We start from the raw sequence: 14,252 nt of genomic DNA on the forward strand, positions 1-14,252 counted from the left end.
GCGTGTGGTGGCGTTGCGTGCGCGGGTGATCGGGCGGGTTCTGGCGGGTGAGGGGGGTATGGCGTCTGTTGCGCTGCCGCTGGGTGTGGTGGAGGAGCGGCTCGCCGAGTGGTCGGGTCGGTTGGGTGTGGCGGCGGTGAATGGTCCGTCGAGTACGGTCGTCGCGGGTGACGCGGACGCGGTGACCGCGTTCGTCGACGCGTGCCAGGGTGAGGACATCCGGGTCCGTCGGGTGCCGGTGGATTATGCTTCGCACTCCTCGCATGTGGAGCGGATCGAGGCGGAACTCCTCGATGTCCTGGCCCCGATCAATCCTCGTCCGGCGCGGATCCCGTTCTACTCCACCGTGGACGCGGGACCGATCGACACGGCCATGCTCGACGCGTCGTACTGGTATCGCAATCTGCGTCAGACGGTGCGTTTCGAGGAGGCGGTGCGGGCGCTGGTCGCCGATGGTTATGGGACGTTCGTGGAGTCCAGTGCGCATCCTGTGCTGACGATTGGTATCCAGGAGGCCGCGGATGTGGTCGTGACGGGCACGCTGCGGCGGGATGAGGGTGGTCTGGGCAGGTTCCTGGCCTCGGCCGCCGAACTGCACGTCAACGGTGTTCCCGTCGACTGGCGGGCGTTCTTCAGCCCGCACCGGCCCACCGCTGTCGATCTCCCCACCTACCCCTTCCAACGCACCCGCTACTGGCTGGAGGCCCCCGAAGGAGCGTCGACCAGCGCCGCCCCCTCGGACGCCGTCGACGCGCGCTTCTGGGCCGCCGTCGAACGCGAGGACTGGCAGAGCCTGGCCGGAACCCTCGCCACGGAGACGGACGCACCACTCAGCGCGGTGCTTCCGGCGCTCGCGGACTGGCGCCGTCAGCGCCGACGCGACGCCACCGTGGACAGCTGGCGTTACGGTGTGGCCTGGCAGCCGGTCACGGAACCCGGCTCCGCCGCGCTCGCCGGCACCTGGCTGCTCGTACTCCCCGAGGGGCATACGGAGGACGCGGCGGTGACCGCCGCCCGTACCGCGCTCACCCGTCGGGGCGCCCACGTCGTCGACATGGTCGTCCCGGCACGGGAAGCCGAACGCACGCGTTATGTCACGGCACTGACGAAGGCCCTGGAGGCACGGGAGTCGGCGGAAGGCCCGTCAGCCTCCGTGCTGTCCTTCCTCGCACTCGACGAACGCCCGCACACGGCTCAGCCGTCGATGACCGCCGGAGTCGCCGCCACCCTCGCCCTGATCCAGGCACTGGGCGAGCTCGACCTCCCCGTCCGTGTGTGGCTCGCGACCCGTGGCGCGGTGTCGGTGAGCGGTAAGGACCAGGTCACCAGCCCGCTCCAGGCACAGGTGTGGGGCATGGGCCGCGTGGTCGCGCTCGAACAACCCCAGCGTTGGGGCGGCCTGGTCGATCTGCCCGAGACGCTCGATGAGCGGGCGCAGGCCCGTCTGTGCGCGGTGTTGGCGGGTGCGGACGGCGAGGACCAGACGGCGGTGCGCGCTTCGGGCATCCTGGCCCGCCGGCTCGTGCGGAACCCGCGTCCGGCCGAACGGGAGGCGACCGACCCGGCTACCGGTGCCTGGCGCACGCGCGGCACGGCTCTCGTCACGGGTGGGACGGGCGCCCTCGGCCCGCTCATCGCTCGCTGGCTCGCCGACACCGGTACCGAACACGTCGTTCTCACCAGTCGCCGTGGGCCCTCCGCCCCCGGCATGGCGGAGCTGGAAGCGGAACTCGCCGCCTCCGGCACCCGACTGACGGTGGCCGCCTGCGATGCCGCGGATCGCGACTCCCTCGCCACGCTCCTCTCCGATCTCACGGCAGCGGGTTCGGTCGTCCGTACGGTCATCCACGCCGCCGCCTTCATCGAGCTCGCCTCGCTCGCCGAGTCGGGGCTCTCCGAGTTCGCCGACGTTCTCGCCGCCAAGGTGAACGGGGCCCGGTACCTGGACGAGCTGCTCGACGGAGACTCCCTGGACTCCTTCGTCCTCTTCTCCTCGATCGCCGGTGTCTGGGGCAGTGGCGAGCATGGCGCGTACGCCGCCGCCAACGCCTACCTCGACGCCCTCGCCGAGGAGCGTCGTGGACGCGGCCTGCCCGCCAGCTCCATCGCCTGGGGTGTGTGGAACGTCTGGGACCCCGAGCGGCTGCCGGACGGGGTGAAGCCCGAGCAGCTCCAGGCCAGAGGGCTTCCCTTCCTCGACCCGGACACGGCCTTCTCCGCGATGCGCCAGGTCATCGAGGACGGCGAGACCTTCGTGGCGGTCGCCGACGTCGACTGGGAGCGCTTCGTACCCGTCTTCACCTCCGCCGGGCCGCGGCCGCTGCTCAACGGCGTTCCCGAGGCGCGGCGGATCCTGGACAGTGCCGCCCGACCCGTCGATGGCGCCGCCGTACCCGCCGCCGAGCGTGCCGAGTCCTCGCCGCTGGCGCAGCGACTGGCCGCCATGGCCACGGCCGCCGAGCGGGAGAGGGCCCTGCTGGATCTCGTGCGTACGCAGGCGGCGGCCGTCCTCAGGCACGCGTCCTCCGACGCGGTGGAGCCCGGCCGGGCCTTCCGGGAGCTGGGCTTCGACTCGCTCACCGCGGTCGAGTTCCGCAACCGGCTCAACAACGCCGTGGGGCTGCGCCTGCCCACGACGCTCGTCTTCGACTACCCGAATCCGACCGTGCTCGCCGGCTATCTGCGGGACGAGATCCTGGGTACGGACGCCGGCGCGGGCAGCCCCGGAACAGCCGCGGCCGACACCGTACGGTCCGTCGCCGACGACCCGATCGCGATCGTTGCCATGAGCTGCCGCTTCCCTGGCGGGGTGGAGTCCCCCGAAGCTCTGTGGACGCTTCTCGCCGACGGCGGCGAAGCCATCTCCGAGCTGCCCACCAACCGGGGCTGGGACATCGAGGAACTCTACGATCCGGACCCCGAGCAGCCGGGCAAGACCTACACCCGGCATGGCGGGTTCCTGCACGACGCCGCCGAGTTCGACCCGGGTTTCTTCGGGATCTCGCCGCGTGAGGCCCTCGCCATGGACCCGCAGCAGCGACTGTTGCTGGAGACCTCCTGGGAGGCGTTCGAGCGGGCGGGCATCGACCCGCAGTCGCTGCGCGGCAGCCGTACGGCGGTCTTCGCCGGAGTCAGCTATCACGACTACGGCTCGCGGCTGCGCGAGGTACCCGAAGGAGTGGAGGGCTACCTCGGGACGGGCAACACGGCGAGCATCGCCTCGGGCCGTGTCTCGTACATCCTCGGTCTGGAAGGCCCGGCGGTGACGCTCGACACGGGCTGCTCGTCGTCGCTGGTCGCCCTGCATCTGGCGGCCCAGTCGCTGCGCCAGGGGGAGTCGGAGCTCGCCCTGGCGGGCGGTGTGTCGGTCATGGCCATCCCGTCCTCGTTCACCGAGTTCAGCCGCCAGCGCGGGCTGTCCGTGGACGGGCGGTGCCGGGCCTTCTCCGCCGACGCCGATGGCATGGGAATGTCCGAAGGCGTGGGCATGGTGCTGCTGGAGCGTCTCTCCGACGCGCGGCGTAACGGGCACCGGGTCCTCGCGCTCGTGCGCGGTACGGCGACCAATCAGGACGGCGCGAGCAATGGTCTGACGGCGCCGAACGGTCCGTCGCAGCAGCGGGTGATCCGGCAGGCGCTGGCGCAGGCGGGTCTGTCGGCCGCCGAGGTGGACGCGGTGGAGGCGCATGGGACGGGGACGAAGCTGGGCGATCCGATCGAGGCGCAGGCACTGCTGGCGACCTATGGTCAGGGGCGTGGGGACCGGGAGCCGTTGTGGCTGGGGTCGGTGAAGTCCAACATCGGCCACACCCAAGCCGCGTCGGGTGCCGCGGGGCTCATCAAGATGGTGCTCGCCCTCCAGCATGGAGTGCTGCCGAGGACGTTGCATGTCGGGCAGCCGACCGCGCAGGTGGAATGGGGTGCGGGTGCGGTGTCGCTGCTGACGGAGGAGCGTGCCTGGCCGGAGACGGGTCATCCGCGTCGTGCGGGTGTGTCGTCGTTCGGTATCAGTGGTACGAACGCTCACGCGGTGCTGGAGCAGGCGCCGGAGCCCGAGGTGGTCGAGCCGGAGGCAGCGGGCACTCCTGTTCCTGGGGTGGGTGTGGTGCCGTGGGTGGTGTCGGCGAAGAGTGAGGCCGGGTTGCGGGCGCAGGCGGAGCGGTTGCTGGCGTTCGTGGAGGGGGCCGGGGAGCCGCGTCCTGTGGATGTGGGGTTCTCGCTGGCCACGGCTCGTTCGGGGTTTGAGGAGCGGGCGGTTGTCGTGGGTGGTGATGTGGCGGAGTTGCGGGAGGGTCTGCGGGCTCTGGCGGGGGATGGTGGTGTGCCGGGTCTGGTGCGGGGGACGGCCACCGATGTGGGGATGACGGCTTTTGTGTTCCCGGGGCAGGGGACGCAGTGGGTGGGTATGGGTGCGCGGTTGGTGGGGGAGTCGCCGGTGTTTGCGGCGCGGTTGGGGGAGTGTGCTGGGGCGTTGGCTCCGTTTGTGGACTTCGACCTCATCGAGGTGGTCCGTGAGGGGGGTGTGCTGGATCGGGTGGATGTGGTGCAGCCGGTGACGTGGGCGGTGATGGTGTCGCTGGCGGAGGTGTGGCGGTCGTTGGGTGTGGTTCCGGGGGCGGTGGTGGGTCATTCGCAGGGTGAGATCGCGGCGGCGACGGTGTGTGGTGCGCTCACTTTGGAGGATGCGGCGCGTGTGGTGGCGTTGCGTGCGCGGGTGATCGGGCGGGTTCTGGCGGGTGAGGGGGGTATGGCGTCTGTTGCGCTGCCGCTGGCGGTGGTGGAGGGGCGGCTCGCCGAGTGGTCGGGTCGGTTGGGTGTGGCGGCGGTGAATGGTCCGTCGAGTACGGTCGTCGCGGGTGACGCGGACGCGGTGACCGCGTTCGTCGACGCGTGCCAGGGTGAGGACATCCGGGTCCGCCGGGTGCCGGTGGATTATGCCTCGCACTCCTCGCATGTGGAGCGGATCGAGGCGGAACTCCTCGATGTCCTGGCCCCGATCAATCCTCGTCCGGCGCGGATCCCGTTCTACTCCACCGTGGACGCGGGACCTGTCGACACGGCCATGCTCGACGCGTCGTACTGGTATCGCAATCTGCGTCAGACGGTGCGTTTCGAGGAGGCGGTGCGGGCGCTGGTCGCCGATGGTTTCGGCACGTTCGTGGAGTCCAGTGCGCATCCTGTGCTGACGATCGGTATCCAGGAGGCCGCCGAGGTTGTCGTGACGGGCACGCTGCGGCGGGACGAGGGTGGTCTGGGCAGGTTCCTGGCCTCGGCCGCCGAACTGCACGTCAACGGTGTTCCCGTCGACTGGCGGGCGTTCTTCAGCCCGCACCGGCCCACCGCTGTCGATCTCCCCACCTACCCCTTCCAACGCACCCGCTACTGGCTGGAGGACGACGCGCGGCACAGCGGCGACGTGGCCGCCGCCGGTCTGGTCTCCGCCGAACACCCGCTGCTGGGCGCGGCCACCCCGCTGGCCGACACCGACGGCTATCTGCTGACCGGCCGGCTGTCCCTCCAGACCCACCCCTGGCTCGCCGACCACGCCGTCTCCGGCACGGTCCTGCTGCCCGGGACCGGATTCGTCGAACTCGCCCTGCACGCGGCACACGAGGTCGGCTGTGACGCTGTCGAGGAACTCACGCTCGAAGCGCCCCTGGTGCTGCCCGCGCGCGGTGAGGTGCGCGTCCAGCTGACCGTGTCGGCCGCCGACGAGACCGGCAGCCGGTCGGTCAGCCTCCACTCCCGGTCCGAGTCGGCCGCCGCCGACGATCCCTGGACCCGCCACGCCACCGGGCTTCTCACCGAGAGTGAGAGCCACCGGGCGGCTGACCTCACGGCATGGCCGCCGCCCGGCGCCGAGCGCGTTGATATCGACGGCTACTACGACCGGCTGACCGAGCAGGGCTATGGCTACGGTCCCTCCTTCCAAGGGCTGCGCGCCGCCTGGCGGCGCAGTGACGAGGTCTTCGACGAAGTGTTCGCCGAGGTCGAACTGTCCGCCGGGGACGCCGCCGGGGCAGGGGCGTTCGGTATCCATCCCGCGCTCCTCGACGCCGCCCTGCACGGCCTCGGCCTCGGACTGCTGCCGTCGGCGGGCGAAGGACGCGCCCGGCTGCCCTTCTCCTGGAACGGGGTGCGGCTGCACGCCTCGGGAGCCTCGGCCCTCCGGGTGCGCATCACCCCGCGTGCGGAGGAGGACGCCGTCGCCATCGACGTCACCGACTCCACGGGACGGCCGGTGGTGTCGATCGAGTCACTGGTCGTACGGCAGGTCGCCACCCAGCAGCTCAGGGCGGCCGACCCGACCGTCCACGACGGGTTGTTCCGGCCGGACTGGACCCGGATACCCGAGCCCGCGCCGCGGACCGAAACCGGCTCACCGCTCGGTTGGGCGGTGCTGGGTACGGACACACCGGGCCTCGCCGGCCAGCTCCCCGGCGTCTCCGTTCACGCGGGTCTGAGGGATGTAGCGGATCTGGAGAGCGTCCCCGGCGTCGTGATCGCCCCGTTCATCGGTGAGCCGGACGCGCTGTCGGCGGAGGCCACCCACGGCCATGTGTACCGTGTCCTCGAACTGGTGCGGTCATGGCTGGCGGACGAGCGCTTCGAGCACGCGCGGCTGGTCGTCCTCACCCGTGGGGCCATAGCCGCCGGGCCGGACGAGGACGTACCCGCGCTGGCACACGCCCCGGTGTGGGGGCTGGTCAGGTCCGCGCAGTCGGAGCACCCGGGCCGCTTCGTCCTCGTCGACGTGGACGCGTCCCCGGAGTCGCTGCGGGCCCTGCCCGTGGCCATCGCCTCGGACGAGCCGCAAATCGCCCTGAGGAGCGGGAAGCCCTCTGCCCCGCGGCTCCGCCGGGCCGAGCCGGCCGAGGCGGCGGACTCCGTCTCCTTCGGGCCTGACTCGACCGTTCTGGTCACGGGCGCGTCGGGCACCCTCGGCGGTCTGGTGGCACGGCATCTGGTCCTGGAGCACGGCGTACGACGGCTGGTGCTCGTCTCCCGGAACGCGGCCGATGATCTGGCGTCCGAGCTGCGGACATCGGGTGCCGAGGTGTCGGTCGCGGCCTGCGACGTGGCCGACCGCGAGGCGCTGCGGGAGGTGCTGACCCGGAACGCGGTGTCCGCCGTCGTTCACACGGCGGGCACGCTGGACGACGGCATCGTGGAATCCCTCACGCCGCAGCGGGTCGCGGACGTCCTGCGGCCCAAGGTGGACGGAGCCCTCAACCTCCACGAACTCACGGCCGACCGGCCGCTCTCCGCGTTCGTCGTGTTCTCCTCAGCCGCCGGTGTCTTCGGCGGTCCCGGGCAGGCCAGCTACGCGGCGGCGAACACCTTCCTGGACGCCCTGGCGCACCATCGTCGCGCCCGTGGTCTGCCCGCCATCTCCCTCGGCTGGGGATTCTGGGAGCAGCGCAGCCGTCTCACCGCCCATCTCGACCGCACCGACCTGCGCCGTATGACCCGGCTCGGTGTCACCGCCATGACCGCGCGGGAGGGGCTCGCGCTGTTCGACGCGGCCGTCTCCGTATCGCGGCCCCAGCTGCTGCCGATGCGTCTGGACCTGGCGGCTCTGCGCAGGTCCGCGCGGACGTCGGACGTTCCGCCGCTGCTGCGGGAGCTGATCGGCACCCCTGTGCGCCGTACCGTGCGGGCCGCCGTGGGCCATGACACGGCGGACAGGGGCACGCTGGTGGAACGGCTCCGTGCGATGACCCCGGCGGAGCGGACGGGCACCCTGGAAGAACTCGTCGTCACCCGCGTCGCGTCCGTACTCGGCCACACATCCCTGGAGACCATCGACCCGGGCAGGGCCTTCAAGGAACTGGGCTTCGACTCGCTCACGGCCGTCGAACTCCGCAACCGGCTGCGTACGGCCACGGGGCTGCGGCTGCCCGCCACGCTGGTCTTCGACCAGCCCACACCGGCGGCCATCGCCCAGTACCTCGGCGCCAAGCTGTCGCCCGGCACCCACGACAACGGCTCCGACGCGCAACTGCCGGAGCAGGTGGCGCCCGAGCCGGCCGGCCGCGCCGACGACCAGCGCGCACTGGAGTCCATCGACGCCATGGATCTCGACAAGCTCATCAACCTCGCCCTCGATGGCAGCGAGGACGCCACCAGCGGTACGAACGCGTGAGGTGTGGAGCCTGACATGACCGACAACACCCATCCCGGCCCGGAAGCCAAGCTCGCGGCCGCCCTGCGGGCGTCCATGAAGGAGGTCGAGCGGCTGCGCCAGCAGAAGCGCGACCTGGCCGCACGGTCCGCCGAGCCCATCGCGATCGTCGCGATGAGCTGCCGCTACCCCGGCGGCGTTCGTACCCCCGAGGAACTGTGGCAGCTGGTATCCGATGAGGTCGACGGCGTCACGTCCTTCCCCGCGGACCGCGGCTGGGATCTCGACGGCCGCTACGACCGCGGTGGATTCCTCCATGACGCCGCCGAGTTCGACCCCGACTTCTTCGGCATCTCGCCGCGTGAGGCCCTCGCCATGGACCCCCAGCAGCGGCTGCTGCTGGAGACCTCGTGGGAGGCGGTCGAGCGGGCGGGCATCGACCCCCACTCGCTGCGCGGTTCCCGCACCGGGGTCTTCGCCGGGGTGATGTACCACGACTATGGCGACCTGGTGAGCCAGTCGAGGGACGCCATCGAGGGCTATATCTTCAATGGCAGCGCGGGCAGCATCGCCTCCGGCCGTGTCTCCTACCAGCTGGGTCTGGAAGGCCCGGCGATCACCGTCGACACGGCGTGTTCCTCGTCGCTGGTCGCCCTGCACCTCGCCGTGCAGTCCCTGCGCGGCGGCGAGTGCGCCCTGGCGCTCGCGGGAGGCGTCGCGGTGATGGCCACCCCGACGCTCTTCGACGAGTTCAGCCGGGGGCAGGGGCACGGACTCGCCTCCGACGGCCGTTGCAAGGCGTTCGCGGACGCCGCCGACGGAACCGGTCTCGCCGAGGGCGTGGGCATGCTGCTCCTGGAGCGGCTCTCCGACGCGCGGCGCGAGGGACACCCGGTGCTCGCCGTCGTCCGAGGCACAGCGGCCAACCAGGACGGGGCCAGCAACGGGCTGACCGCCCCCAACGGCCCCGCCCAGGAGCGCGTCATCCGCCAGGCGCTGGCGGCGGCGGGCCTGACACCGGCCGACGTCGACGCGGTCGAGGCGCACGGCACCGGCACCACCCTCGGTGATCCGATCGAGGCGCAGGCCCTGCTGGAGACCTATGGGCAGGGGCGTGACCCCGGGCGTCCCCTCTGGCTCGGCTCGCTGAAGTCGAACATCGGCCACACCCAGTCGGCGGCCGGTGTCGGTGGTGTGATCAAGATGGTCAAGGCGATGGAGCATGGCAGGCTGCCCAGGACCCTCCATGTCGACGAGCCCTCCCGGCATGTGGACTGGGAGTCGGGCGCGGTGTCGCTGCTGACCCAGGAGCGCGCCTGGCCGGAGACCGGGAGGCCGCGTCGCGCCGGAGTCTCGTCCTTCGGCGTCAGCGGCACCAATGTGCACGCCATCATCGAGGAGGCACCTGCCCCAGTCAGGGAACCGGCCACGGAACCGGGCACCGAACCGGCCACCCCGGTCACGGAACCGGCCACGGAACCGGGCGCTGTGGCGGAGGCGGCACGGGACACGGCACCGGAGCGGCCCGGCCCTCCCGTGCTGCCCTGGGTGATCGCGGGGCGCTCCGAGGCGGCCTTACGTGACCAGGCCGGCCGCTTGGCCGCGAGCCTGCGCGAGAATCCCGCCGAGGCGCTGAATGTCGGCTACTCGCTGGCCGCCACCAGGTCCGCGTTCGAGCACAGGGCGGTACTGCTCGCGGAGAGCGCGTCCACCGACACCCTCACCGACGCGCTCGGCGCGCTGTCCCGGGGCGAGAACGCCGCGGGCCTGGTCCGGGGCACCGGTCGCCGTCTGACGCGTACCGCGTATCTCTTCACCGGCCAGGGCAGTCAGTACCCGGGCATGGGCCGTGAGCTGTACGCGCGGCACCCGGTGTTCGCCGAGGCGCTGGACGCCGTGTTCGACCGGCTCGACCCCCTGCTCGAACCGCCCCTGTCCACGGTGCTCCTCGCCGACCCCGGCACGCCCGAGGCCGCGCTGCTCGACCAGACGCAGTACACACAGACAGCTCTCTTCGCGATCGAGGTGGCGCTGTACCGGCTGGTGCGGACCTGGGGTCCGGAACCGGTCGCCCTGCTGGGCCACTCCCTCGGCGAGCTGGCGGCCGCGCATGTGGCCGGAGTGCTCTCGCTGGCGGACGCGTGCACCATGGTCGCCGCCCGGGGCCGGCTGATGCAGGGCCTGCCGGCCGGCGGGGCGATGGTCTCCGTACGGGCCTCCGAGGACGAGGTGAACCCGCTCCTCACCGACGGGGTGTCGATCGCCGCGGTCAACGGCCCGCGCTCGGTCGTGATCTCCGGTGACGAGGGCGCCGTACACGCCGTGGCGGCCGAGCTCGCGGAGCGTGGGCACCGCACCAAGCGGCTCAACGTGAGTCACGCGTTCCACTCCGCCCGTATGGACGGGATGCTGGCCGACTTCCGTACGGTGGTCACCGCGCTCACGTTCCACGCGCCGAGGATTCCGGTCGTCTCCAATGTCACGGGACGGATCGCCACCGCCGAGGAGCTCAGCCGCCCCGACTACTGGACCCGGCAGATCCGTGACGCGGTGCGCTTCGGCGACGGCGTACGGGCCCTGCGGGAGCGAGGTGTCGGCACCTTCGTGGAGCTGGGGCCCGGTGGTGTGCTCTGCGCCATGGGGCAGGAGTGCCTGGCCGAGGATCCGCAGGCCGTGTTCACCCCGACCGTGCGCCGGGACCGTCCCGAGTCCCTGGCCCTGGCCGAGGGGCTGGCCACCGCCTTCGTCCAGGGCGCGGACGTCGACTGGGCCGCGATGTACGAGGGCACCGGGGCCCGCCGTGTCGATCTGCCGACGTACGCCTTCCAGCGGCACCGGATCTGGCCGCGGATCCACCCCATCGGCTCCGGCGAGCCGGAGGCGCTCGGCCTGGCGGCCGCCGACCATCCGCTGCTGGGCGCGGTGGTCGAGACGGGTGAGGACGACGAGGTGCTCCTCAGCGGCAGGCTGTCCCTCGCGCGGCAGCCCTGGATCGCGGGCCACGCGGTGCTCGGCACCGTGCTGCTCCCCGGCACGGCCTTCGTGGAACTCGCGGTACGCGCCGGTGACCACGTGGGGTGTGACCTTCTGGAGGAGCTGACCCTGGAGGCTCCGCTCGTGCTCCCGGCCGACGGCGGAACCCGGTTGCGGCTGCGTGTCTCCACGGCGGACACCGCGGGACGGCGTACGTTCACCGTCCACGCGCGGCCCGACGGCGACGAGGGATGGACCCGTCACGCCAGCGGTGTGCTCGCGTCGGCGGAAGCTCCGGCGCCACCCCGGCGGACGGAGCTATGGCCCCCCGAGGGCGCCGAACCCCTCGACATCACCGGCCACTACGACCGGCTCGCCGAGCTGGGCTTCGCCTACGGCCCGGCCTTCCGGGGTCTGCGCGCCGCCTGGCGGCGGGGTGACGAGGTCTTCGCGGAGATCGCCCTGGACGAGGCGACCGCGCGGGACGCCGACGCGTTCGGCCTGCACCCGGCGCTGCTGGACGCCGCGCTCCAGTCCGTGGGACTCAGCAGCCTCGCGGACTCCGGCCCGGAGGCCCGTATGCCGTTCTCCTGGACAGGGGTACGGCTGCATGCCACCGGTGCCACCTCGGCGCGGATCAGGCTCGCGGTGGTCGGGGACGACACCTTCTCGCTCGCCGTGGCCGACGTGAGCGGCCAGGCGGTGGCCAGCGTGGACGCCCTGGTCCTGCGGCCCGTGGCCACCCCGGAGCCCGACGGCGCCAGGACCGCCGTCCACCGCTCGCTCTACCGCGTCGCATGGCCCGCCGTCGCGAAACCCGCGCCCGCCGACGTGGCCGCGGCGTCCGCACTGCGGTGGGCCGTGGTCGGAGAGGACCGGCTCGGCGCCGCCGTCGCTCTTCCGGGGGCCGAACTCACCGCCGACTTCGCCGACCTGCCCGAAGCCCCCGACATCATGGTCGCGACCTGCGACGGCTCTCCCGGGACAGCCGCCACGGCCGTCCTCGCACTGGTGCAGTCGTGGCTGGCGGACGAGCGCTTCGAGCACGCGCGGCTGGTCGTCCTCACCCGTGGGGCCATAGCCGCCGGGCCGGACGAGGACGTACCCGCGCTGGCACACGCCCCGGTGTGGGGGCTGGTCAGGTCCGCGCAGTCGGAGCACCCGGGCCGCTTCGTCCTCGTCGACGTGGACGCGTCACCGGAGTCGCTGCGGGCCCTGCCGGGCGCGCTGACGTCCGGAGAGCCGCAGCTGGCCATACGCCACGGTGAGATGCGGGCACCGCGCATCGTCCGTGCCCTGCCCGATCCCTCGGAGACGCCCTCCCTCACCGTCCCGGAGAACTCCTGGGTCCTGGTGACCGGCGCGTCGGGCACACTGGGCGGTCTGGTGTCACGGCACCTGGTGGCGGCGCACGGAGTGAAGCGGCTGCTGCTCGTGTCACGCCGGACCGCCGACGTCCTCGCGGAGGAACTGCGAGAGCTCGGCGCCACCGTCTCGGTGGCCGCGTGCGACGTAGCCGACCGTGAGGCACTGGCCGCTGTCCTGGCGCGGCACCAGGTCTCCGCCGTGGTGCACACCGCCGGCACGCTGGACGACGGTGTGATCGAGTCGCTGACCCCCGAGAGGGTGGCGGGAGTCTTCCGCCCGAAGGTGGACGGCGCGTTGAACCTGCATGAGCTCACCGCCGACGCACCGCTCGCGGCCTTCGTCCTGTTCTCGTCCGCCGCCGGTGTCTTCGGTGGTCCGGGACAGGGCGGCTACGCGGCGGCCAACGCCTTCCTGGACGCGCTGGCCCATCACCGGCGTGCTCAGGGGCTGACCGCCGTCTCCCTCAACTGGGGCTTGTGGAGCGAGGAGAGCGGCATGACGAGCGCCCTCCCTCAGGCGGATCGCGACCGGATGGCGCGAGCCGGTGTCTCCGGACTGTCGACCCGGGAGGCGCTCGCCCTCCTCGACACCGCCTGGACCACCCGCAGCGCCCAGCTCCTGCCGATACGGATGGACATCGCGGCACTGCGTACGTCCGCCACCGAGATCCCCGCCCTGTTGCGCGGACTCGTCCCCGCCTCCCGGCACCGCACCGCCGCCGCCCAGGCCACGACGTCGGAGCACTCCTTCGCCGAGCGGATCGCCGGGCTCCTCCCGGCCGAACGCCACGCCCACGCCCTGCTGGCCGTCCGGGAGGGCGTGGCCACGATCCTCGGCTACCCGGGGCCAACGGCGGTCGACGCCGAACGTCCCTTCAAGGAACTCGGCTTTGACTCGCTGACCGCCATCGAACTGCGCAACCGGCTCCAGAGTGTCACCGGCCTTCGCCTGCCCGCGACGCTGATTTTCGACTACCCCACGCCGGACGCGCTGGCCCGCCATGTCGTCGCGTGCGCCGACGAGACCGGGCCCAAGTCCTCGGTCGGCGACACCGCGCCCGTGGCCGTCGCCGATGATCCCATCGCGATCGTGTCGATGGCCTGCCGTTACCCGGGCGGGGCGAACACGCCGGAGAAGCTGTGGCACCTGCTCTCCACGGGCACCGATCTCATCGCGGAGTTCCCCGCCGACCGCGGTTGGGACCGGGAAGGGCTCTACCACCCGGACCCGGACCACCCTGGCACGACGTACTCGGTCGAAGGCGGATTCCTCTACGAGGCGGGAGAGTTCGACGCCGCGTTCTTCGGAATCTCGCCGCGTGAGGCCCTGGAGATGGACCCGCAGCAGCGGCTGCTGCTGGAGACGTCGTGGGAGTCGTTCGAGCGGGCGGGGATCGATCCGGCCTCGGCGCGCGGCACCCGGACCGGTGTCTTCGCCGGGGTGATGTACCACGACTACGGGACCGATCTCGCCGCGGGCAGCGTGGTCTCCGGCCGGGTCTCCTATCACCTGGGTCTTGAGGGTCCGGCGGTGACGGTGGACACGGCGTGCTCGTCGTCGCTGGTCGCCCTGCATCTGGCGGCCCAGTCGCTGCGCGGCGGCGAATGCGACCTCGCGCTGGCCGGAGGTGTCACCGTCATGGCCACACCGGGCACCTTCATCGGATTCAGCAGGCAGCGTGGGTTGGCGGGGGATGGGCGGTGCAAGGCGTTCGCGGACGCGGCGGACGGTACGGGGTGGGGCGAGGGGGTGGGCATGGTGTTGCTGGAGCGTCTCTCCGACGCGC

2 protein-coding genes are annotated in these 14,252 nt (G+C 72.1%); both read left to right on the forward strand.

Features of this window, described 5'->3' with window-relative positions:
- Positions 1 to 7: 7 nt before the first annotated feature.
- Positions 8 to 8,146 (forward strand): SDR family NAD(P)-dependent oxidoreductase, encoded by an 8,139-nt coding sequence (locus tag ACFVIM_RS24950; protein ID WP_384305288.1) that lies wholly within the window; start codon positions 8 to 10, stop codon positions 8,144 to 8,146.
- A gap of 15 nt (positions 8,147 to 8,161) precedes the next feature.
- Positions 8,162 to 14,252, forward strand: a 6,091-nt coding sequence (locus ACFVIM_RS24955; RefSeq protein ID WP_384305290.1) for an SDR family NAD(P)-dependent oxidoreductase, incomplete at its 3' end; no start/stop codon positions are given.

The organism is Streptomyces sp. NPDC057638 (genome assembly GCF_042800315.1).
Classification (GTDB): Bacteria; Actinomycetota; Actinomycetes; order Streptomycetales; family Streptomycetaceae; genus Streptomyces.